Origin of the sequence: Pseudodesulfovibrio sp. S3 (assembly GCF_004025585.1) — a bacterium.
GTDB lineage: Bacteria > Desulfobacterota > Desulfovibrionia > Desulfovibrionales > Desulfovibrionaceae > Pseudodesulfovibrio.
In genome coordinates, this window is the sequence record NZ_QTZO01000008.1 from 51,302 (window position 1) to 73,597 (window position 22,296).

Here is a 22,296-nt window from a genome sequence, read left to right on the forward strand (position 1 = left end):
ACCTCCCCGGTTGATTTCGAGAGAGTTTATCAACTATTTGTCCACAGTGGCCAGGGGTTTGAGGGACTCGGGCAGCTTGGCCATGCCTGCGGCGTCGGTACGGACGGGAACAAACGGGGGCTGGCCCATGTCCTTGAGAATCTTCAGGCCGCCATCGGGCGCGAAGAGGTAGGCCAGGAAGGCGTCGGCGGCTTCAGAGTTGGGAGCCTTGTCGATCTTGGTGATGCCGTAGGTAATGGATTTACCGACGCGCTCGATAAAGGTTCCGGGTTTTGCTCCGGTGACCTGGACCCTGGCGGATTCGTAGTAGGGAGTCATGGCGAAATCGCCGAGGTTGAGATGATTGTCCAGGGTGACGTATTTCAGGCCGTGCTGCACGGCGACGGAAAGGTATTCCCAGGCATAGTCCATATGTCCGGCCTGGAGCAGGGAGATCAGTTCCACGGATTTGGGACGGACGTTCTTTTCGGGGCGGTTGGCTATCAGCGCATCATACAGGCCAGCCTTGGCGTAAAATTTTTCGGCCAATTGCAGGACCATCAGGGAACGGTAGCCGCACGGGTCCAGATTCGGGTCGGAATGGCCCCATACCACACCCTTTCTGCCGAGAATGTCGGTCCAGTTGTCGCCGTTGATTTCGTCCGCGAATTTGGATTTTTCCGTGTAACACAGAACCATCTGGTTGGATGCGAACCGGATATTCCAGGATGCGAATCCGGGAATGAGGGTCTTGTCGATGACCTCATAGTCTGCGGAGGCCATGATATCGGCGGGTTTGCCCACTTCCGAGATCATGCGGGCCATTTTGGTCGAACCGCCGGATTCGCGCAGGACATCCACGTTCGGGTACATTGCTTCGAAGTTCTTCTCGATGGCGGCAAAGGGCACGGACAGGCTTCCGGCATGGAACACGATGAGTTTTCCGGAAGGTTCGGCTTGGGCGGCTTCAGGTGCCAGCAGTATGGGCAGGGCCAGGATTGCTGCCAGAAATAGGGAGGTGAGGAGGCGTGTCATGTGTTTTCTCCTTGAAGGTGGGGTGCATTGCACCGGGTATGTTACATGGAAAAAACTATGCATAATCACAGATAGTGCGTCAATTATACTGTTAATTCAGACCTTTTTGGTCTGTATTCGTGTGAAGAAAAGTCCCAATGGAATGATGAGCGGGAAAGACAAAGCGGGCTGCGATCAGATCGCAGCCCGCTCATGACGGTAGTGCTTTTCTTCGGACTAAACGTCCTTGGGATTCTTTTTCTTGCCTTCCTCGCGATGGCGAACCAGGGCGGAGAGTTCGGTCTTGCGCAGGCGGATGGACAGGGGAGTGACTTCCACTTCCTCGTCATCCTTGATGAAGTTCAAGGCGTATTCAAGGGTCATGTTCTTGACCGGGGTCAGGGTGACAGCCTCGTCCTTGCCGGAAGCACGCATGTTGGTCAGCTTCTTTTCTTTGGCGGGGTTGACGTTGATGTCGTTTTCACGATTGTGCTCACCGATGATCATGCCTTCGTAGAGGGGGTCGCCGGGCACGATGAAGATGCGGCCGCGCGGCTCCAGGTTGAAGAGACCGTAGGCCACGCCTTTTCCTGCGCGGTCGGCCACCAGGGACCCGGTGTAACGGGAAGCGAATTCGCCGCGGTACTCGCCGTAGCCCTCCAGGTAGGAGTTCATGATGCCGGTGCCTTTGGTGTCGGTCAGGAATTCGTCGCGATAGCCGATGAGGGCGCGGGAAGGGACCGAGAATTCAAGGCGCACTCGGCCGGTGCCGTGGTTGACCATGTTGGTCATGCGTCCCTTGCGGATCTGGATCTTTTCGGTGACGACGCCCATGAAGGCCTCGTCGCAGTCCACGTACAGGTGCTCGATGGGTTCCAGCTTCTTGCCGTTGTCGTCGAATTTGAAGATGACCTCGGGACGGCCCACGGAAAGTTCGAAGCCTTCACGGCGCATCTGCTCCACCAGGATAGCCATCTGGAATTCGCCGCGTCCCTTGACAAGGTATGCGTCGCGGCCATCGGTGTCTTCCACCTGAATGGCCACGTTGAGCAGGGTTTCCTTGTGCAGCCGCTCGCGGATCTTGTTGGTTTGGACGTGTTTGCCTTCCTTGCCTGCCAGTGGAGAGGTGTTGATGCCGAAACGCATGGCCACGGTGGGTTCGTCCACGGTGATGCGGGGCAGTGCCTTGGGGGAATCCTTGGTGCAGATGGTGTCGCCGATATGCACGTCTTCAATGCCCGCGATGACGATGATGTCGCCGGACTGGCAGATCTCGGTAGGCACGACCTTGAGGCCGTCGTAAGTCTGGAGTTTGGTCACCTTGAGGGGAATGATCTTGCCTTCGTCAGCCAGGCAGAGCAATTGGTCGTTGGACTTGGCCGTGCCGTGGTGGATCTTGCCGATGGCCAGACGGCCCAGGTAATCGGAGTAGGAAAGGTCGGAAACCAGCATCTGGAAAGGCTCTTCGGGATCGAATATGGGGCCGGGGACGCGGTCCACGATCATGTCGAGCAGGATGTGCAGGTTCTCGCCGCGTTCTTCCGGGGTCTCCATGGCTATGCCGTCGCGGCCGATGGCGTAGAGCAGGGGGAAGTCGAGCTGGTCTTCGTTGGCGTCCAGGTCGATGAACAGGTCGTAAATTTCGTTCAGCACTTCGTCGGGACGGGCATCCTGGCGGTCGACCTTGTTGATGACCACCATCAGCGTCAGTCCCTGCTCAAGGGCCTTCTTCAGCACGAAGCGGGTCTGGGGCAGGGGACCTTCGGATGCGTCCACCAGCAGGATGGCGCCGTCGGCCATGGACAGGGAACGCTCGACCTCGCCGCCGAAATCGGCGTGACCGGGGGTGTCGATGATGTTGATCTTGGTGTTTTTCCAAGAGACCGAGCAGTTCTTGGCTGCGATGGTGATCCCGCGTTCACGTTCCAGGTCCATGGAGTCCATGATGCGTTCGTCCACATCCTGACCCTCGCGGAAGAGGCCCGACTGTTTGAACAAGGCATCCACCAGGGTGGTCTTGCCGTGGTCGACGTGGGCGATGATGGCGATATTGCGAAGTCCGGTATTCTGTACTTTGTTGCTCATGGGTGCTCCATTAATATGTAATAGGCGCAAAGGCGCAGGGAAGCGGTTAACCGAAAGCGCGTCGGCTGGCAAGCGGAGATTTTGCGCCGAGTTAGAAAACCTTTTGAAATCATCATCCCTTGGTATAGGGTAACCGGCAACTATCATTTACCATACTGAATCGGAGACTCGTATGAATAGCGGCGGTTCCTCCAGGGGCAAAATCGTTACCACGGCGCTGATAATCACAGGAAACATGGTTGGCGCGGGTATTTTGGCGCTTCCGATCAATATTGGTCCGGCCGGTATTTTGCCCGCACTGTCCGGCGCTTTGGCCGTATGGGTTGTCATGACGTGTACCGGGTTGATCATCGCCCGGCAGCCGTTCCTGGCTCAAAACAGGGATGCCGATTTGCCCACGTTCTTCGGGGCCGTACTTGGTCCGGCGGGAAAGTGGCTCAGTGTCGGGGCCAACCTCGTCATTCTCTACGGATTGCTCACGGCCTATCTGGCCGGAGTCGCTTCCGTGGCGGTCAGTTCGTTTGATGTCGGTATCCCCGAATGGGGGATGATGCTCGTTTACTTCTGCATAGCAACGCTGCTTGCATCCTTCGGCAGTGCTGTGTTGCGCCGGGGCAATGCCCTGCTCATGGGGGCCATGTGGCTGTTGTTCGGGTTGCTGCTGGTCATGGTCGTGCCTCATTTCAGAGGGATCGACCTCAGGGCCGGGGACATCATGTTCTTCAGTTCGGGCCTGCCCATTCTCGTGACCGCTTTCAATTTTCACAACGTGGTACCGACCCTTTGCCGTGTGCTTGATCATGACCGCCGGTCCATTACTATTGCCATTTGGCTGGGGTCCGGAATAGGTGCGTTCATGACCCTTTTGTGGACAGTGGCCGTCATTTTGACGCTCCCCATGGAGGCGGCTGACGGTGTGTCGATCATTGCGGCGTTCCAGGCGGGAGTACCCGCCACAGTGCCACTCAACAACCTCATAGGATCGCCCTGGTTCGTCAATGCGTCCATCGCGTTCGCCGTGGTCGCCATGACCACTTCGTATATGGCCACGGGCGTGTCGCTGCTCGCCTTTCTCAAGGATGTGGCAGGAACGACGATTCGAAGCCGGGTCGTGATTTGGTTCATGGCGTTTGTTCCGCCCGTTGGCATCGGCATCCTGTTTCCGAATATCTTTCTCAAGGCCCTGAACATTGTCGGCGGGTTCGGTGTGGGAACACTTTTTGGTATCCTGCCGGGCCTTCTGCTCATACGGCAGGGAACCGCCGGATCGGCAATGCGTCGTTCCGGATGGGCGTTGGTGGCCTTTTTCGGTTGCGTTCTGATGGTTGAGCTGGCCCAGGAATTCGGCATGCTGCACATCAGTCCGGATGTGGAGTACTGGTCACAACATGTGTTCAAATAGGGGAGGATTCTGATGGGACAATACAGGCATGAACATGACAGTCTCGGTGAGGCGGAAGTCCCGGCAAGCGCCTATTACGGCGTGCAGACCATGCGGGCCCTGGATAATTTCCATATTTCGGGAATCACCATGGCCCACTATCCGAGGATGATCAACGCCCTCGCCTACGTCAAAATGGCCGCAGCCGAGGCCAATGCCTCCCTGGGAATGCTGGACGAGGACAAGAGCCGGGCCATAGTCCGCGCCTGCGAGGAGATTCTCGACGGCAAACTGCACGATCAGTTCGTGGTGGATGTCATGCAGGGCGGGGCGGGCACCTCGGCCAACATGAACGCCAACGAGGTCATCTGCAACCGGGCGCTGGAGCTCATGGGGCATGAGAAAGGGCAGTACGACAAGCTTCATCCCCTCAACGACGTGAATATGTCCCAGTCCACCAACGACGTGTATCCGTCTGCCCTGAACATCGCCCTGATTCTTGATATCCGGGAGCTGGTCGATGCCATGGACTATCTGCGCAAGGCGTTGAAACGCAAGGGCGAGGAATTTTCCGACGTGCTCAAGATGGGGCGCACCCAGTTGCAGGACGCCGTGCCCATGACCCTGGGGCAGGAGTTCTCGGCATGGTCGGTCATGGTAGGCGAGGATATGCAGCGGCTGGACGAGGCTCAGGCCCTGGTTCACGAAATCAACATGGGGGCCACGGCCATCGGCACCGGGCTGAACGCCCATCCCGACTACACCAGGACCGTCACGGAAAAACTTGTAAAGTCAACGACCCTGCAACTTATCTCCGCGCCGGATCTGGTCGAGGCCACCCAGGATACGGGTGTGTATGTTCAGCTCTCGGGCGTACTCAAGCGCGTGGCCGTAAAGATTTCCAAGATCTGCAACGACCTGCGTCTGCTTTCCAGCGGGCCGCGCTGCGGTCTGAACGAGATCAACCTGCCGCCCATGCAGCCCGGTTCCTCCATCATGCCGGGCAAGGTCAATCCGGTCATTCCAGAGGTGGTCAATCAGGTGGCCTTCACGGTCATCGGTCACGACGTCACGGTCACCATGGCCTGTGAGGCCGGGCAGTTGGAACTCAACGTCATGGAACCGGTCATCGGCTATTCCCTGTTCCAGTCCATGAACATGCTCAGAAGGGCCTGTCTCACCCTGGCGGACAAATGTGTGTCCGGCATCACGGCCAATAGGGAACATTGCCGGGAGATGGTGGAGAACTCCATTGGCCTGGTCACGGCCCTGAACCCGTTCATAGGGTACGAGAAGTCTGCGGAAATAGCCAAGGAGGCCATGGCCACGGGCGGTTCGGTCTACGAGATAGTTTTGGCCAAGGGGTATCTCAGCCAGGAAGAGCTGGATGATATCCTCAAGCCCGAGAACATGGTCAAGCCGAGGTATATCAAGCGGTCCTAAGGTTTTTATCATTTGCTGAGGCCGGTTTTGCACCGCCTTTTCTTCGGCAGGGAATGCTGCCGTGCCGTCACTTGCCCGGGAAACGCCATCCTGAGGCGCGGGACCACGGACGAGTCGTGGGAAGCGCAGTCCGTGGTACGCGCTCGGCGATGAAAAGGCTGTTCGCCCATATTCCTGTCAGAGAGTACTGGAATCGCCAGTCTTCATTCGTTCCTGATTCCCGGTAGCCTTCGAATCCGGCCGTTCCCTGTGGGCGGGGTCTCGTCTTCCGACGCCACGCGGGGCATCCTGTTGCCGTCATTCCCTTTGGGGCTGAGCCTGTGTCGGCTGTTGCCTTTTGCGGCGACTTCCATTATTGTTTTCTAGATAAAATTGAGATTTTTACTTGTTTCTGTGACTCGGAGCGGATGGAGGCAATATGCGTTATGTCGTAGTTCTGATCGCGGGATTTGTCCTGCTGACCATGGCCGGGTGTGGAACGATCAATCCGTTTCCCCAGCATGTCTACTCCACGCCGCCATCCGACAATTCTGCTGCCGCAAATGTCAAATATGATCCCAAGACCAACCCGTATACTGTCTTCGGGCAGACTTATTACCCTCTTAAAACAGCAAGAGGGTACGACGAAGTAGGGTTGGCATCATGGTACGGAAAAGATTTTCATGGCAAGAAAACGGCCAACGGCCAAATTTACAACATGTACGGCGTGAGTGCAGCTCACAAGACCCTGCCCTTGGGGTCGCGGGTCCAGGTGACCAATCTCTATAACAACCGGAGTGTCATTCTGGTCATCAATGACCGGGGCCCCTTTGTGAACGAGCGTATTCTCGATCTGTCCTATGGCGCTGCCAAAAAGCTCGGTACCGTAGAGAGCGGGGTGGTCAAGGTGCGGGTTACGTCTCTGGGGTCGGAGCTTGTCCCTGAGCGAATAACGGTGGCGTCAGCCAAGCGATATCATGTGCGGGTAGGGGCGTTTGCCGTGCGTGACAATGCCGAGCGGGTGCACCGGCAATTGCTCGGGGCAGGCTATACGAATGCGAACATTGTCATGGTCACCAGGGATGGGCAGGTACTGCATATTGTCCAGGCCGGGAGCTTCAACAACCGGGATCAGGCCGAAGGCGTTCTGGAACGGTTGAAGGGTGAATTCCCGACCAGCTATATTATCAGTTGAAGTTCAAGAAAAACCCTGGCAAAAGGTCCGGTGCTTATGTAAAAAGTCACACAGGGCGGCGCTTTTTGGCTTCCCATAAGCTTGACGAGCGTGTATGACACTTAGGAAATTAAGTGCGTGTCATTTGTAAATAGCATCAAAAAACAATTATAGGAGTTTTTTATGACCAAAGCTGAACTCGTAGCGAAAATTGCGGAAAAGAACGGTACTTCCAAAACTCAGGCTGAAGCTTCCATGAATGCCATTCTGGATATCATTCAGGATGAACTGGCTGCCGGTAACAAATTGACTCTGACCGGTTTCGGTACCTTCAGCGTGAGCGAACGTAAGGCTCGCACTGGCCGCAATCCCCGTACCGGCGCGGAAATCAAGATCCCCGCTTGCAAGGTTGCTCAGTTCAAGCCCGGAAAGGTTTTGAAGGACGCCGTAAAATAAGTTTGCGATCACGTTTGAGGAAGGAAAACCCCTTGGCTTGCCATGGGGTTTTCTTGTTTTTTTGTGTTGGCGGTGAAGGAGCCTTTCGTCTAATTGGGGTGCAGTGGGAGAAAAAAAGTGGCTCCCCGCCCGTGGGTGGGGCGGAGAGCCTATTGAGGCCGATTCATTCGGGAGGAAGCAGGGTATGCGCTTCTGTGGATTGCGGTCCTTAACCTTCTGAGAGCCTCAAATCTATCATGGGTGTCATTTTTTGTTGCCGGACAGGGCTTCGGCAATGTGCTTCACCTTGATGGCAGAGCCGCGCTTTTTGAGTCCGCCCTTCAGCTGCATGATGCAGCCGGGGCAGTCGGTGAGCAGGGTATCGGCGCCGGTGGCCTCGACATTGTCGAGTTTCTTTTTCAACAGTTCGGCCGAGAGTTCGGGGAATTTCATGGAGAAGGTTCCGCCGAATCCGCAGCAGACCTCTTCCTCGGCGCATTCCACGTATTCCAGGCCGCTCGTCTCGATCAACTTGCGCGGTGCATCGTGCACGTCGAGCCCTCGACACAGGTGGCAGGGGGCGTGGTAGGTGGCTTTTTCGCCAGTCTGTGCGAAGTCGCCCTGCTTCACCTTGAGCACGTCATTGACGAAGGAGGAGTAGTCGATGATCTTGGCAGCGAACGCATCGGCCCTGAGTTTGAGCGACGGTTTGTCCATGACCAGTTTGGGATAGTTGTGCTTCAGGTGGGAGGCGCAGGAGGCGCACAGGGTGATGATGTAGTCGTAGGCATCGGGGTCAAAGGCGCTCAGGTTCTGTGCAGCCACGTCCTTGGAGGCCTTGATCTCGCCCATCATCTGCACCGGCAGACCACAGCATGATTGTTTGATCGGGTAATCCATGGCCACGCCGTTGGCTGCGAACAGGTCCACGGCTGCCTGCATCTGCTCGGGATAGACGAAGTCCTGCACGCAGCCCGAAAACAGGGCCACGCGGCATTTGGGATTGTTCACCACGGGTTGGTTTTTCTGCCACCAGTCGCGGAACGGAGTTTCGGCAATGGTCGGAAGGGCGCGGAAGCTGTGCTCCTTGGAGAAGATCATCGGCAGGTGGCGGATGAAACCGTCCTTTTCGGCCACGGGTTTCTGACCCCATTTGGCCGTGCGCAGCAGGGTGTGAAACAGTTTGCGGTTCTTGAGCACCTTGCCCAGCAGGAAAGAGGGCAGCGGATGGCCGTCTTCTTCCAGGATGCGGGCATGAATCTCCTTGATCAGGCGGGGCAGGTCGATGCCGCCGGCACAAACGTCCTTGCACGCCTCACAGTTGATACAGTTCTGGACCAGGTTCTTGGCCTTGTCCTTGCCATGGAAGAAGTAGGTCAGGATCAGGCCGATGGCTCCGATATAGATGTGGCCCATCTTGTGACCGCCCACCAGCCGGTAGACCGGGCAGACGTTGGCGCAGGCTCCGCAGCGCACGCAGCGGTTGACCTGGGAGAAGAGCGGGTCCTTGAGCAGCTCGGAGCGGCCGTTGTCCAGGACCACGTAGTGGATTTCCTTCCTGTTGTCTTCGGCGGCCAGACATTCGTTGGCCCCGGTGATCCAGGTGACGTAGGAGGTGATTTGTTGGCCGGTGGCGTTGCGCGGCAGAACCTTGATGATGCGCAGTGCGTCGTGCAGTGTGGCCAGGAGCTTGTCTATGCCCATGAGCGCCACGTGGACGCGGGGCAGGGTGGACACCAGGCGGGCGTTGCCCTCGTTGGTGATCAGGCCGATGCCCCCGGTCTCTGCCACGGCGAAGTTCGCTCCGGTAATGCCCATGTCCGCTTCAACGTATTTCTGCCGCAATTCGCGGCGGGCTACCTTGACCAGTTTCTCGATCTCCGAGTCCTGCTTCGTGCCGGTGACCTCGGTGAAGAGATCCCCGACCTGATGGCGGGAGAGGTGGATGGCGGGCATGACCATGTGGGACGGGCCTTCGTGGCGCAGTTGGATGATCCATTCGCCCAGGTCGGTCTCGGTCACTTCCAGGCCGGCGTCTTCCAGGTCATGGTTGAGCAGGGTTTCCTCTGCGGTCATGGACTTTGACTTGACGATCTTCTTGCAGCCCGTATCCTTGGCGATCCTGGCGATGATGCGGTTGGCCTCGTCGCCGTCCTTGGCAAAGTGGACGTGGACGCCCGCTGCCTCGGCGTTCTTCTTGAACTCCTTGTACAAAGCCTCGTAGTTTTCCCCGGCGGCATCCTTGGAGCAGGCTATGTCGTTTATCAGGCCACGCACATCCATGTCCTTGAATGCGTTGGCGCGTCCGGCGCGGTAGGCTATGGCGAAATTGTCGAGGGTGGTGCGCAGAAAACTGTTGTCCAGGGACTCGTGAAGTTCCTTGCGGTATTCTTTCAGATCATGTGCTTTTTGCATGACTAGTCCTCCAGGATCAGGATGTGCAGTTCAAGCGGGCCGTGAACGCCCAGTGCCAAAACTCGTTCGATGTCGGCGGTTCGGCTGGCCCCGGTGATGAAGGCCAGATAATCAGGCGTCTTCTTCATGCGGGTGAGCATCATCTTTTCCACTTCATAGGTGTTGGCCCGGATTTTTGATTTAGGCAGGACGCAGACATGGAATTCACTGACCATGGTGGCGAGACGCAGTTCTTCATCGGGGCAGTCGAGCATCAGCGTGCCGGTGTCTGCGATCCCGTATTCCGCAAAGGTGAAGCCGATATCCACGCCTGCCAGATGGTCGCGCATGCCCTTGTCGATACACTCGAATCCGGCTTTTTCGGCCCCTTGGGCCAGCTTCTTGTAAAGGTCCTGCTTAAGACCTGGAGCGGCGATCACTTTTTTTTGCTTGGTGTCGCACAGGGCTTCCGCCTTTGCTGACAGGTCCGCTTCACAGCCGCTGACAAGGAGTTGGCAGGCTTCTTTCTTGTCGCACAAGTCGATAACATATCGTAATGCTTCGTCTTCATTGGTAATATTTGTTACAATAGCGGAAACAAGTTCTGCCTTTTCAACAAATTTTTGGTACAAGTCATTCTTGGAAGGCATGGTGCCAACCTCCATGTATGTTAGCCTCAAGGCCAGGATAGGCCTCCGCAACAAGGCTTTTTAGTTAACTAATTCTTTGGTTTCACGCGCTATTGCGAGTTCTTCGTTCGTTGGGATGACCCAGATTGCGACCGCGCTGTCAGCTGTGCTGATTTTCAGTGGTCCCTTGGCTCGCTGGTTGTTCTCGTTTTCGTCGATTTTAATACCGAAACATTCCAGTCCCTTGACGGATTCACGACGCACAATACTGTCGTTTTCGCCAATACCGGCAGTGAAGACGATGGCATCCACGCGACCGAGTACGGCCATGAAGGAGCCGATGTATTTGCGGTTCCGGTAGGTTTGGACGTCCAGGGCGAGCTTGGCTTTTTCATCGCCCTTTTCAATGGCTGCATGAATGTCGCGCATGTCGTTCATGCCGCACAATCCCTTGAGGCCGGACTCTTTGTTGAGCATTGTATCGACTTGTTCGGAAGTCATATCGCGGGTCCGGGCCAAAAGGGCGTGCAGGGCCGGGTCCACATCCCCGGAACGGGTTCCCATGACAAGGCCTTCCAGTGGCGTGATGCCCATGGAGGTGTCCACGGCCTTGCCGTTTTTGGTGGCAGTCATGGAACAGCCGTTGCCCAGGTGAACAGTGATGACATTGAATTCATCAAAGGGTTTTCCGACGATGCGGGCGGCCTCTTTGGCAACAAAGGCGTGTGAGGTGCCGTGGAAACCGTATCGGCGAATGCGCAATTCATCATACAGATCATACGGCAGTGCATACATATAGGCTTCTGGCGGCAAGGTCTGGTGATAGGCGGTGTCCATGACGACGACCTGCGGCACTTCCGGGAACAGGCGGCGTGCTACATTGATACCGGCCAGGTGGCCCGGGTTGTGAAGCGGAGCCAGGGGAATCAGTTTTTCCAGCTCCTCGACCACGGCGTCGTCGACCAGGGTAGGCTGGTGCAGTGTTTCGCCGCCGTGCACGATTCGATGTCCGATGGCCGTGATTTCACACTTGTCCTTGACCACGCCTTTTTCTCCGCAAATGAGATCAATGGCGAGTGTCATGCCTATTTCATGGTTGGGAATGGGCTGCTCAAGCGTGATCTTTTCGGCGGCACCGCTGTCGGGTGCGGCTTTGTGTGTCAGGCTCCCTGTTTCTTCACCAATGCGTTCAACGAGGCCGGAGCAGAGAATGAACTCGTTTTCCATGTCGAGCAGTTGGTACTTGATGGACGAGCTGCCAGAGTTGATTACAAGTACTTTCATTTATTCACCCTTTTCTGCCTGGGCCTGGATGGCTGTTATGGTGATGGTGTTGACGATGTCGGGAACGGTGCACCCACGTGACAGGTCGTTGACCGGCTTGTTCAATCCTTGGAGGATCGGGCCGATGGCCACGGCGTTGGCGGCCCGCTGTACTGCCTTGTAGGTGTTGTTGCCGGTATTCAGGTCCGGGAAGACGAATACGGTGGCATGTCCCGCCACTTTGGAATTGGGCATTTTGACCTGAGCCACTTCCGGGTCCACGGCGGCATCGTACTGGATCGGTCCTTCTATGGGGTAGTCCAGGCCGCGTTCCTGTACCAAACTCCTGGCGATATTGGTCGCTTCGGTGACCTTGTCCACATCCTCGCCCTTGCCGGATGAGCCGGTGGAGTAGCTGAGCATGGCCACGCGCGGTTCGATGCCGAAGATGCATGCGGTCCCGGCCGAGCTGATGGCAATCTCTGCCAGTTGCTGGGCGTTGGGGTTGGTGTTCACGGCGCAGTCTCCGTATACGAGTACGCGGTCCTTGAGGCACATGAGGAAGACCGAGGAGACGATGGAACTGCCGGGCTTGGTCTTGACGAATTCGAAAGCGGGTCGGATTGTCTGGGCCGTTGTGGTGACGGAGCCTGAAACCATGCCGTCGGCAAAGCCCTTGTGGACCATCATGGTGCCGAAATAGGTCGGGTCGGACATGCGGTCCCAGGCCATTTCTGCGATGACGCCCTTGTGTTTCCTGAGTTCCAGGTATTCTTCGGCAAAGGAATCGAGCAGGTCGGAGTTGGCCGGGTCAATGATGGTGGCCCCGGAAATGTCCACACCATAGGTGGACGCGTTGGTTTTGATGGTGGTTTCGTTGCCGAGCAGGACGATGTCGGCCGCGCCTCGTCTGAGCACGATGTCGGCCGCACGCAGGATGCGCTCTTCCGTTCCCTCGGGCAGGACGATACGCTGGCGGTTGCGGGAGGCCTTGTCCACCAGGGAGTACTCGAACATCTTGGGCGTGACGCTGGTGGAGCGCTTTTCGACTACGCGGTCGCGCAGTTCGCGTACATTGACGTGCTGGGCGAATCCGCCCAGAGCCGTGGCGATGCGCTGAAGGTCGTCGGCCTGGATGCGTCCGTAGAGGTTGTTGAGCTGTTGCACGGTCTGGTAGGTGTGGCCTTTGGCGGCAAGCACCGGGACAGGGACTCCGGTCCATCCCTCGATGAGTTTGTGGACGTTGGTGGAGACGTTCAACCCGCCCGTGAGCACGATGCCGGAAATGTCCGGATACGAGCTGGACAGCCGCGAGGCAAGGCTGGACAGGATGATGTCCGAACGGTCGCCGGGGGTGATGATCAGACTGCCCTGTTTTATGTATCCCAGGAAGTTTCCGATCTGCATGGCCGCAACCACGTAGTTGTCCACCAGGGACATCAGCCCGGAGTGGCCGTAGAGGACATCGGCGTCGAGCCACCGGCGCACGTCGTTTATGGAGGGTTTGCCCAGGGCTTCGTCCTCGGGGATGACGTAGACCGGCATGGCTTCATGGCTTCCCTTGAGCTCGATGTGGCTGACCAGTTCGTCGGTCATGCCCATGGGGGCGCGGTTGACCACGCAGGCCAGGCAATCCACGCCTTTTTCGGCCAGGGTGTCCAAGGTGGTTTGGGTGATGTTGACCACTTCTTCCGGGGCCTTGTCGCGGCCCGAGGTGACCACCAGCATGGGAGCGCCGATGTTGGCGGCGATGTCCGCATTGAGGTCGAACTCGAATGCCGGGTCCTTGCCCTTGAAGTCCGTGCCTTCGCACAGGACGAAGTCGTAGTTTTCCTCAAGTGACTTGTATTTGTTGAGAATATTCTCAAGGACCAACGCGTGCTGACCAGAATTGATCAGCTCGCGGGTCTGTTTGAGAGTATACGCGTATGTGTCGCGATAGGGGATGCTCAGCTTGAAGTGGTCAATCATCAGGGCTATGTCGTGATCCTGATTTCCTTCGCCCGGATCATTGATGATGGGCCGGAAGAACGCGACGTTATGCAGTTCCCTTGTGAGCATCTGCATCACGCCGAGAACTACGGCGGACTTACCGCTTCTTTCCTCGGTGGCGCTCACGTAAAGGTTCTTGGACATTATTGGTTTCCTTGTTTTTTGCGTTGGTTATCCACGCAGAGAGTCGGCATAGAGTTCGATGACATGCTTGACGCCCATACCGGCTTCCTTCTGGGAGAGCATGTCCGTTATCTGGAGCATGCACGCCGGGCAACTGGTGGCCGCGACCTTGGCTCCGGAAGCCATGATGTTGTCTGCCTTGTGGCTGCCGATCTTTTTGGAGATGTCGTAGTGGGCGATGTTGAAGCTGCCACCGCAGCCGCAACAGGTGCCGGCGTCCGCCATTTCCTTGAAGTCGCAGCCGGCGGCCTTGATCAGGGTCCGGGGCTGGGCCGTGATGCCGAGAGAATTCTTCAGGTGGCACGGGTCGTGGTAGGTCACGGGTTGGCCGCCGGTCATTTCTCCAGGCTTTACTTTGAGAATATCCACCAGGAACTGGCTGATGTCCATTGTTTTCCTCTCCAGCACGCCGATGTCGTACTTGCGTGCGGAGTCCCCTTTGTACATGCGGGGCCACAGTTCCTTGATGGTGGAGGTGCAGGTGGCGCAGCCGGTCACAAGGTAGTCGAACTCGCCCTTGGCAAAGGTGTCCACGTTGAGGCCGACCAGGGTGTCGAAGGTGTCGGTGTCGCCGCTGGACAGAGCAGGGATACCGCAGCACGCCTGACCGGTCGGCATGAAGACGCCCACGCCGTGGTGTTTGAGTACCTTGAGTATGGCTTCGCCCACTTGAGGGTATATCTTGTCGATGACGCAGCCCACGTAGAGGGCGACCCTGATGCCTGATTTCCCTGCCGGGGTATCCAGCTCGGGCACGAGCTTGTGCAGGGGTTTTCCTGCCAGGGTGTTGAAGTGGCGGTCGCCGATGATGGGTGCGTTGAACCGGGCACAGCTCGATCCGAGCATGTCGTCCACCTTTTTGGTGAACAGCCCCTGGAATTTGGCTCCCATGTCGGTCAGGGTGTTGAACAGTTTGGGATTCTTGAGCAGACCGCGGAAGATGGCTTTCTTTGCCGGAGACAGGCCGAAGTAACCGGTCATGATGGCGCGGGCCTTGAGGAAGATGTCCATGACGGACACGCCTGACGGACAGTTCGATTGGCAGGTGCCGCAGAGCAGACAGCGGTTGAGCTTTTCGTTGACGCCTTCCGGATCGGAGATCATTTCCTGGGCCAGGCCATCGAGCAGGGCGAGTTTGCCCCTGGTGACGTCGGCCTCGCGACCGCTTTCGGCAAAGATCGGGCATACTGCCTGACACATGCCGCAGCGCATGCAGCCGACGAGTTGGTCGTCCAGTTCCTTGAACAATTGAGCGAGTTTGTGGATATCAGCCATGTCATTCCCCTATTTCAAGCCGATTATCTTGCCGGGATTGAGAATGCCCTTGGGGTCGAGCACGGACTTCATGCGGCGGGAGTATTCCAGCGTGGCGCGGGAGGTTTCCTGTTCCAGGTACTTGGATTTCGCCAGGCCGATGCCGTGTTCACCGGAAAGGGTGCCGCCGAGTGCCAGGGCGCGGTCGAATATCATGTCGATGCCCTTTTCCACGCGTTCCCATTCGGCCTTGTCGCGTTTGTCGGTCAGAATGGTGGGGTGCAGGTTGCCGTCGCCTGCATGGCCGAAGGTACCGATGGTCAGGTCGAGCTTCTTGGCGATTTCTTCCAGGGCCTGGATCATGGCCGGGATCTTGGAGCGCGGGACGGTGGCGTCCTCAAGTACGCAGGTGGGCCTGAGCTTGGCCAGTGCGGGCAGGGCGTCGCGCCGGGCCTGCCAGACGGCGTCGCGTTCAGCGGCGTCCTTGGCGACCTTGAGTTCGGTGGCTCCGTTCTCTCTGCAGATCTTTTCAACCATGGCGGCCTCGTCGGCAACCTGTGCGGGATGGCCGTCCACTTCGATCAGGAGCAGGGCAGCAGCATCCACGGGCAGGCCTGCGCCACGGAAGTTCTCAACGGTGCGGATGGTGAAGTTGTCCATCATTTCCAGGGTGGCCGGGACGATCTTGTTGGCGATGATGGCGGCCACGGTTTCGGAGGCGGCTTTCATGGAGGGGAATATGGCCATCATGGATTTGGCGGCCTGTGCCGGGGGAATCAGTTTGAGGATGATCTTGTCGAATACGCCGAGCGTACCCTCAGAGGCGACCATGAGTCCGGCCAGATTGTACCCGGTGACGCATTTGACCGTGCGGGAACCGGTCTTGACCAGTTGACCGTTCACGTCCCAGAAATCCACGCCCATGACGTAGTCCTTGGTAACGCCGTATTTCAGGCCGCGAAGACCACCGGCGTTTTCGGCCACGTTGCCGCCCAGGGTGGAGACCGTCTGGGAACCCGGATCAGGGGGATAGAACAGGCCGCGTTTGGCGACCTCGGTTGCGAACTTGGCAGTGACCACACCGGGTTCGACCACGGCGTACATGTCCGCTTCATTGATTTCGAGGATGCGGTTCAGCCCGTTGGTCAGGACCACGATGCCGCCGGGGTGGGGAATGGTTCCACCGGAAAGGTTGGTGCCCGCACCGCGCACGGTCAGGGGCAGGCCGTTGTCGTTGCAGAGCTTGGTGACGGCTCCCAGGGCTTCGCTGTTCGGGGGGCGGACAACCAGGGCGGGCATGACCGAGTCAAGCACGGCGGCGTCGTAGGAATAGGCGTGGCGGTCGGTCTCGCTGGTCATAACGTTTTCGGCGCCAGCTGCGGCTTCGAATTCTTTGACAATGGCATCTTTGGTCATGATCGACTCCTATAAAAATGTGGTGCCCGGTTTGAGGTCCAGGCTTTCGTACTCATTTGTTGGAACATGCTACCATTTTCCAGGTGGTGTGCAAAGGGAGGCGGACGTCTGGTCCGCCTCCCCGGAGCATATCTTTTAGAACAGGCCGGGCAGGAACACGAAGCTCATCAGGGTGGCGACGAGTCCTACGACCAGGCCGTACAGCAGGAAGGGCCATACGGTCCGCTTCAGGATTTGACCTTCCATGCCGGACAGGCCGACAACGGCGCACACGGCCACGATGTTGTGGATGCAGATCATGTTGCCCATGGCACCACCGGTGGCCTGTGCGGCCACGATGATCTGGCGGGGCAGTTCGAGCTGGGCGGCAACGCCCCACTGGAACTCGGCGAACAGAAGGTCTGATACGGTGTTGGAACCGGTGATGAAGGCTCCCAGGCCGCCGACGTAGGAGGCAAACATGGGCCATGCATTACCGGTAATGGCAGCAACGGCCTTTGCCATGGCCAGGGGCATGGACGGATAGGAATTGGGATTCAGGGCCACATCGGCGATGCCGGAGCCGCGGAAGATGGACACCAGGGCGACTGCTGCGAACAGGGCGATGGTGGGGTTCTTCATGGTCGTGATGGCCTGGGTCCATGCGGTCTTGACCTTGTTGCCGGGCATGCCGTGGATGAGCACGGTCAACAGGGCGACGAGGGTGAACGGAATGGTGCCGGGCAGGTACAGATAGGCGATGGATGCGCCGACGCTCTCGAAACCGAGGATGTTGGTAAACTTGATGGCCTGGGCGGCAAGGATGCCCTTGAGGCCGAGTTCGGGGATACGGGTGACCACCAGGATCAGGCCGATGAGGATGTAAGGCAACCAGGCTTTGAACTGGCTCATGTGGGCCTTGAATTCGGTGGAGCCCACGGAAACGGAACCGGTCCATTCGGGATCCCACTTGGCCGGATCACCGAAGTTCCATGCGGTCTTGGGCATGCAGAAGCCCATCTTGGCGCCGAAGATGATGATGCCGAGGCCCACGAGACCGCCGATCAGGGACGGGAACTCGGGACCGACGTTCCAGGCAAAGAACAGGTAGGGGACAGAGAAGGAGATAGCTGCGAAGATACAGAATTTCCAGGCTGCTAAGCCGGGCTTCCAGCTGCGTTCAGGGCCGAAGAAACGGGTGATGAAGCCGAGCATGAAGATGGGCAGGATAAAGATCATGCCGAGGTGCATGAGGGTTGCCCACTGACCCACGACCAGGTTGAAGTCGCCCATGCTGGCGAAGTTGACTCCGGCAGTGCCTGCGGAGACGGCTTCGTTGACACCGGGGGCCAGGAACTTCAGGCCGAGGACGACCGGAGTGCCGACCGCACCGAATGTGACCGGGAAGGAGTTGAAAACAAGACAGATGATGGCTGCGGCCAAAGGCGGGAAGCCCAGGGAAAGCAGCAGCGGAGCGGCTAGGGCTGCGGGGGTGCCGAAGCCTGCGGCACCTTCAAGAAATGCAGCGAACATGTAGCCGATGATGATGGCCTGGATGCGGCGATCAGGGGTGATGTTCTGCATTCCGTACTGGATGGTTTCCATTCCGCCCGACTGTTGCAGGGTCCGAAGAATGAGGATGGCTCCGAAAACGATGATCAGAATGCCGATGGCCGTCACGAATCCCTGCAGGGTCAGTGCGGCGACATAGGCGACGGGAAGATGCCAGACCAGGACGGCCCCGGCGGCGGCTGTGAGCCATGCCAGGGGCATGGCTTTGGTGGCGGGCCAACGCAGGCCGACCATGAGCACCAGCGCAACGAGAATGGGCAGCAGTGCGATTAAAGCAAGTACTTCAATAGACATCAAAAATACCTCCGTTGATGTAAGGGAAACCTTACAAGGTTGAACAATATGCGTGGACGGGCCAGGAGAGGCCTCCGCAACGGCCCGTCCAACGCACACTTCTAACGATTATCTTCCGTCGTCACAGGGTTCCCCCGAACCCGGATTTTCGGCGGACACGCCGCACGTCACGTTTTCTTCCGGCTCGGCCTTGCTGAAGTCAGCACCGGCCAGGTGGGTGAGAATGGCGTAGCGGTCAGCGTAGTCTTTTTCGATCTGCGCACGGAATGCCTTGGACAGTTCCGGATGGAAGCGTTCCAGCATGGCGTAGCGGTTTTCGCCGGACAGGAATTCCTGCAGGGAACCGTCAGGAGCCTTGGACTCCAGGATGAACGGATTCTTGCCCTGTTCGGTGAGCTGGGGATTGTAGCGGTAGAGCGGCCAATAGCCGGAGTCCACGGCCAGTTTCTGTTCGAGCTGGGTCTTGCCCATGCCCTTCTTGATGCCCTGGTTGATGCACGGGGCGTAGCAGATGACCAGGGACGGACCGGGGTAGGCCTCGGCTTCCTTGATCGCCTTGATGAACTGTTGTTTGTCCGCACCCATGGCCACGGAAGCCACGTAGACGTAGCCGTAGGTCATGGCCATGCGGCCGAGGTCCTTCTTGCCGGTGCCTTTGCCCGCGGCTGCGAACTTGGCGATGGAACCCAGCGGGGTGGCCTTGGAAGACTGGCCGCCGGTGTTGGAGTAAACCTCGGTATCCATGACCAGGATGTTGACGTCCTTGCCGGAGGCGATGACGTGGTCAACGCCGCCGAAACCGATGTCGTAGGCCCAGCCGTCACCGCCGAAGATCCAGACGGACTTCTTGGTGTACAGGTCTTCCGCGGCTGCAATGGCATCGAGGGTTTCGTCGCCGGAGAAACCGTTCAGGGCTGCCTTGAGGGCGTTGCCGGTCTCGGCGGAAGCCTCGGCGTTGTCCCTGGCTGCGAGCCAGTTCTCCAGGGCGGTCTTCAGTTCGCCGGTAGCGCCGTCTGCCAGGGCTTGCTTGCAGTTGGCAACCAGGGTGTTGCGGCGGTTGTTGACGCCCATTTCAATACCGAAGCCGAATTCGGCAGCATCCTCGAACAGGGAGTTGCCCCATGCCGGGCCGTGGCCGTCAGCATTGGTACAGTAAGGTGTGCTTGGTGCGCTTGCGCCCCAGATGGAAGAACAGCCAGTGGCGTTGGCAATGATCATGCGTTCGCCGAAGAGCTGGGTCAGTACCTTGACGTACGGGGTTTCGCCGCAACCGGCACAGGCTCCGGAGAACTCCATCAGGGACTGACGGAACTGGCTGCCCTTGACGGAATCGCGTTTGAAGGCGTCCTTGAAGGACACGGTCTGGGCAAAATCCCAGTTGGGAACCTGCTCTTCGAGCTGGGTGCTGATGGGTTTCATGACCAGGGCCTTTTCCTTGGCCGGGCAGATGTCCACACAGTTGCCGCAGCCCAGGCAGTCCTGAGCAGCGACCTGGAGGCGGTACCGGAGTCCGCTCACGTCCTTGCCCTTGGCGTCGGTGGTGACGAAGGAGGCCGGGGCGCTCTTCATCTCGGCATCGTCGGCGATGACCGGGCGAAGGGCGGAGTGGGGACAGACAAAGGCGCACTGGTTGCACTGGATGCAGTTGTCCTTGATCCATTCGGGCACGGAGATGGCCACGCCGCGTTTTTCGTATTTGGCGGTGGACAGGGGCATGGTGCCGTCCACGGAGAAGGCGCTTACCGGCAGGTCGTCGCCCTTTTGGGCCAGGACCGGACGCATGACGTTCTTCACGTAGTTGGGCTCGGTTGTATCGGTCGGGGCATCGTCGGCCAGATCGGCCCAGGCGGCTGGGATGGCCACTTCGACGATGGCATTGACGGCGTTGTCAACGGCGGCGTTGTTCATGTTGACGATCTTTTCGCCCTTCTTGCCGTATGCGGATTGGATACCGGCCTTGAGGAGCTTGACGGCCTCATCGAAGTCGATGACGTCGGCCAGCTTGAAGAAGGCGGTCTGCATGATCATGTTGATACGGCCGCCAAGGCCGACTTCTCCGGCGATCCTGACTGCGTCCACGGTGTAGAATTTCAGGTTTTTGCGGGCAATGGTGCGGCGCATGGCAGCGGGCAGCATTTCGTCCATCTGGTCGCTGGTCCATGCACAGTTCAGCACGAAGGTACCGCCGTCCTTGATGCCGTCCAGGACGTCATAGAGGTGGACATAGCTCGGGTTGTGGCAGGCGATGTAGTCGGCGGCAGTGACCAGGTAGGTAGACTGGATGGGCTTTTCGCCGAAGCGCAGATGGGAGATGGTGATGCCGCCGGACTTCTTGGAGTCGTAGGCAAAGTAACCCTGGGCGTACATGTCGGTGTTGTCGCCGATGATCTTGATGGCCTGTTTGTTGGCGCCGACGGTTCCGTCAGAACCGAGACCCCAGAACTTGCACTGCACAGTGCCTTCAGGTGTGGTATCCAGGGTCTCGGTCGTGACAAGGGAGGTTTTGGCGATATCATCGGTGATACCCACGGTGAAGCGGGTGCGCGGGCTTGATGCAGCCATGTTGTCGAACACGGCCTTGACCATTGCGGGCGTAAATTCCTTGGAGCCCAGGCCGTAGCGGCCGGCAGTGACGGCCGGTCCGTTGCCCTGTTCCAGGAAGACTGTGCAGACATCCTGATACAGCGGATCACCGAGGGCGCCGGGTTCCTTGGTACGGTCGAGCACGGTTACGCGTTTGGCGGTCTCGGGCAGAACGGCCAGGAAGTGCTTTGCAGAGAAGGGGCGATAGAGACGGACCTTGATCAGACCTACCTTCTGGCCCTGGGCGTTCATGTGGTTGACCACTTCTTCGATGGTTTCACAGGAGGAGCCTATTGCGATGACCACGCGCTCGGCATCCGGGGCACCGACGTAGTCGAAGGGCTTGTATGCGCGACCGGTCAGGGCGGAGACCTTGTTCATGTATTCTTCCACGATGCCTGGGATGGCGTCGTAGTAAGTGTTGGATGCTTCCCGGCCCTGGAAGTAGATGTCCGGGTTTTGGGCGGTGCCGCGAACATCCGGGTGTTCAGGGTTCATGGACCGGGCGCGGAACTCGGCCAGCTTCTCCATGTTCAGCAGGGGCTTCATGTCGTCGTAGTCGATGACCTCGACCTTCTGGATCTCATGGGAGGTACGGAAGCCGTCAAAGAAGGAAACAAAGGGAACGCTCGCTTCGACAGTGGCCAGGTGCGCCACCAAAGAGAGGTCCATGACCTCCTGGACGCTTGCTGCTCCCAGCATGGCGAAGCCGGTCTGGCGACAGGCCATGACATCCTGGTGGTCTCCGAAGATGGACAGTGCGTGGGCTGCGATGGCGCGGGCCGAAACATGGAAGACCGAAGGCAGCAGTTCGCCCGCGATCTTGTACATGTTGGGAATCATGAGCAGGAGACCCTGGGAGGCGGTGAAGGTGGTGGTCAGCGCGCCACCGGCCAGGGAGCCGTGCGCTGCACCTGCCGCACCTGCCTCTGATTGCAGTTGGCGGACTTCCACGGTCTGCCCGAAAATATTCTTGCGGCCCTGTGCGGCCCATTCATCAGCTATCTCGCCCATGGTGGACGACGGCGTGATGGGGTAGATGGCGGCGGTTTCACTCATGGCATAGGCCACCCAGGCGGCGGCGGTGTTACCATCCATCGTTTTCATCTTGGACATTCGGTTCTTCTCCTCTTGGTGAGTCGTCTGAATTGTTTGACGTCCGCTCGGGCGGACCCGGTTACTTGATGACAGACTCTCCATACTCAACAATTGTGCCAATGCTGTTTCAGATGTGATTTCTCCGTGAC

At 58.3% G+C, this 22,296-nt stretch carries 14 protein-coding genes; 4 read left to right on the forward strand and 10 right to left on the reverse strand.

The window, feature by feature from the left end:
• Positions 1 to 33 precede the first annotated feature (33 nt).
• On the reverse strand, positions 34 to 1,014 hold the full coding sequence (wtpA, locus tag DWB63_RS10530; protein ID WP_128328799.1) for a tungstate ABC transporter substrate-binding protein WtpA: 981 nt from the start codon (positions 1,012 to 1,014) through the stop codon (positions 34 to 36).
• A 216-nt stretch (positions 1,015 to 1,230) separates the two neighbouring features.
• Positions 1,231 to 3,078 (reverse strand): translational GTPase TypA, encoded by a 1,848-nt coding sequence (gene typA, locus DWB63_RS10535; RefSeq protein WP_128328800.1) that lies wholly within the window; start codon positions 3,076 to 3,078, stop codon positions 1,231 to 1,233.
• A 172-nt stretch (positions 3,079 to 3,250) separates the two neighbouring features.
• On the opposite strand from typA, the gene DWB63_RS10540 reads away from it, so the two are divergent.
• The 4 genes from DWB63_RS10540 (at position 3,251) to DWB63_RS10555 (ending at position 7,511) form a co-directional block, all read left to right on the forward strand.
• Positions 3,251 to 4,480: an aromatic amino acid transport family protein gene (locus DWB63_RS10540; RefSeq protein ID WP_128328801.1), complete on the forward strand. Its 1,230-nt coding sequence runs from the start codon at positions 3,251 to 3,253 to the stop codon at positions 4,478 to 4,480.
• Positions 4,481 to 4,492: 12 nt separating this feature from the next.
• Positions 4,493 to 5,902: an aspartate ammonia-lyase gene (gene aspA / locus DWB63_RS10545; RefSeq protein WP_128328802.1), complete on the forward strand. Its 1,410-nt coding sequence runs from the start codon at positions 4,493 to 4,495 to the stop codon at positions 5,900 to 5,902.
• Positions 5,903 to 6,320: 418 nt separating this feature from the next.
• A complete protein-coding gene (locus DWB63_RS10550; RefSeq protein WP_128328803.1) occupies positions 6,321 to 7,076 on the forward strand; it encodes a septal ring lytic transglycosylase RlpA family protein in 756 nt (251 codons plus the stop codon).
• Positions 7,077 to 7,238: 162 nt separating this feature from the next.
• Positions 7,239 to 7,511, forward strand: a complete 273-nt coding sequence (locus tag DWB63_RS10555; RefSeq protein WP_128328804.1) for an HU family DNA-binding protein — start codon at positions 7,239 to 7,241, stop codon at positions 7,509 to 7,511.
• Between the two features lie 243 nt (positions 7,512 to 7,754).
• Here DWB63_RS10555 and ldhH read toward each other — a convergent pair whose 3' ends face one another.
• The 8 genes from ldhH to nifJ form a co-directional block, all read right to left on the reverse strand.
• Positions 7,755 to 9,905, reverse strand: a complete 2,151-nt coding sequence (gene ldhH / locus DWB63_RS10560) for an L-lactate dehydrogenase (quinone) large subunit LdhH (protein WP_128328805.1) — start codon at positions 9,903 to 9,905, stop codon at positions 7,755 to 7,757.
• A gap of 2 nt (positions 9,906 to 9,907) precedes the next feature.
• Positions 9,908 to 10,534, reverse strand: a complete 627-nt coding sequence (locus DWB63_RS10565; protein ID WP_128328806.1) for a lactate utilization protein — start codon at positions 10,532 to 10,534, stop codon at positions 9,908 to 9,910.
• Positions 10,535 to 10,594: 60 nt separating this feature from the next.
• On the reverse strand, positions 10,595 to 11,797 hold the full coding sequence (locus DWB63_RS10570) for an acetate kinase (protein ID WP_128328807.1): 1,203 nt from the start codon (positions 11,795 to 11,797) through the stop codon (positions 10,595 to 10,597).
• On the reverse strand, positions 11,798 to 13,912 hold the full coding sequence (gene pta / locus DWB63_RS10575; protein WP_128328808.1) for a phosphate acetyltransferase: 2,115 nt from the start codon (positions 13,910 to 13,912) through the stop codon (positions 11,798 to 11,800).
• A 27-nt stretch (positions 13,913 to 13,939) separates the two neighbouring features.
• A complete protein-coding gene (locus tag DWB63_RS10580; RefSeq protein ID WP_128328809.1) occupies positions 13,940 to 15,226 on the reverse strand; it encodes a (Fe-S)-binding protein in 1,287 nt (428 codons plus the stop codon).
• Positions 15,227 to 15,235: 9 nt separating this feature from the next.
• Positions 15,236 to 16,621, reverse strand: coding sequence for an FAD-linked oxidase C-terminal domain-containing protein (locus tag DWB63_RS10585; protein ID WP_128328810.1), 1,386 nt, complete (start codon positions 16,619 to 16,621; stop codon positions 15,236 to 15,238).
• A 135-nt stretch (positions 16,622 to 16,756) separates the two neighbouring features.
• A complete protein-coding gene (locus DWB63_RS10590; protein WP_128328811.1) occupies positions 16,757 to 18,466 on the reverse strand; it encodes an L-lactate permease in 1,710 nt (569 codons plus the stop codon).
• Positions 18,467 to 18,574: 108 nt separating this feature from the next.
• Positions 18,575 to 22,165, reverse strand: a complete 3,591-nt coding sequence (nifJ, locus tag DWB63_RS10595) for a pyruvate:ferredoxin (flavodoxin) oxidoreductase (RefSeq protein ID WP_128328812.1) — start codon at positions 22,163 to 22,165, stop codon at positions 18,575 to 18,577.
• Positions 22,166 to 22,296: the final 131 nt, after the last annotated feature.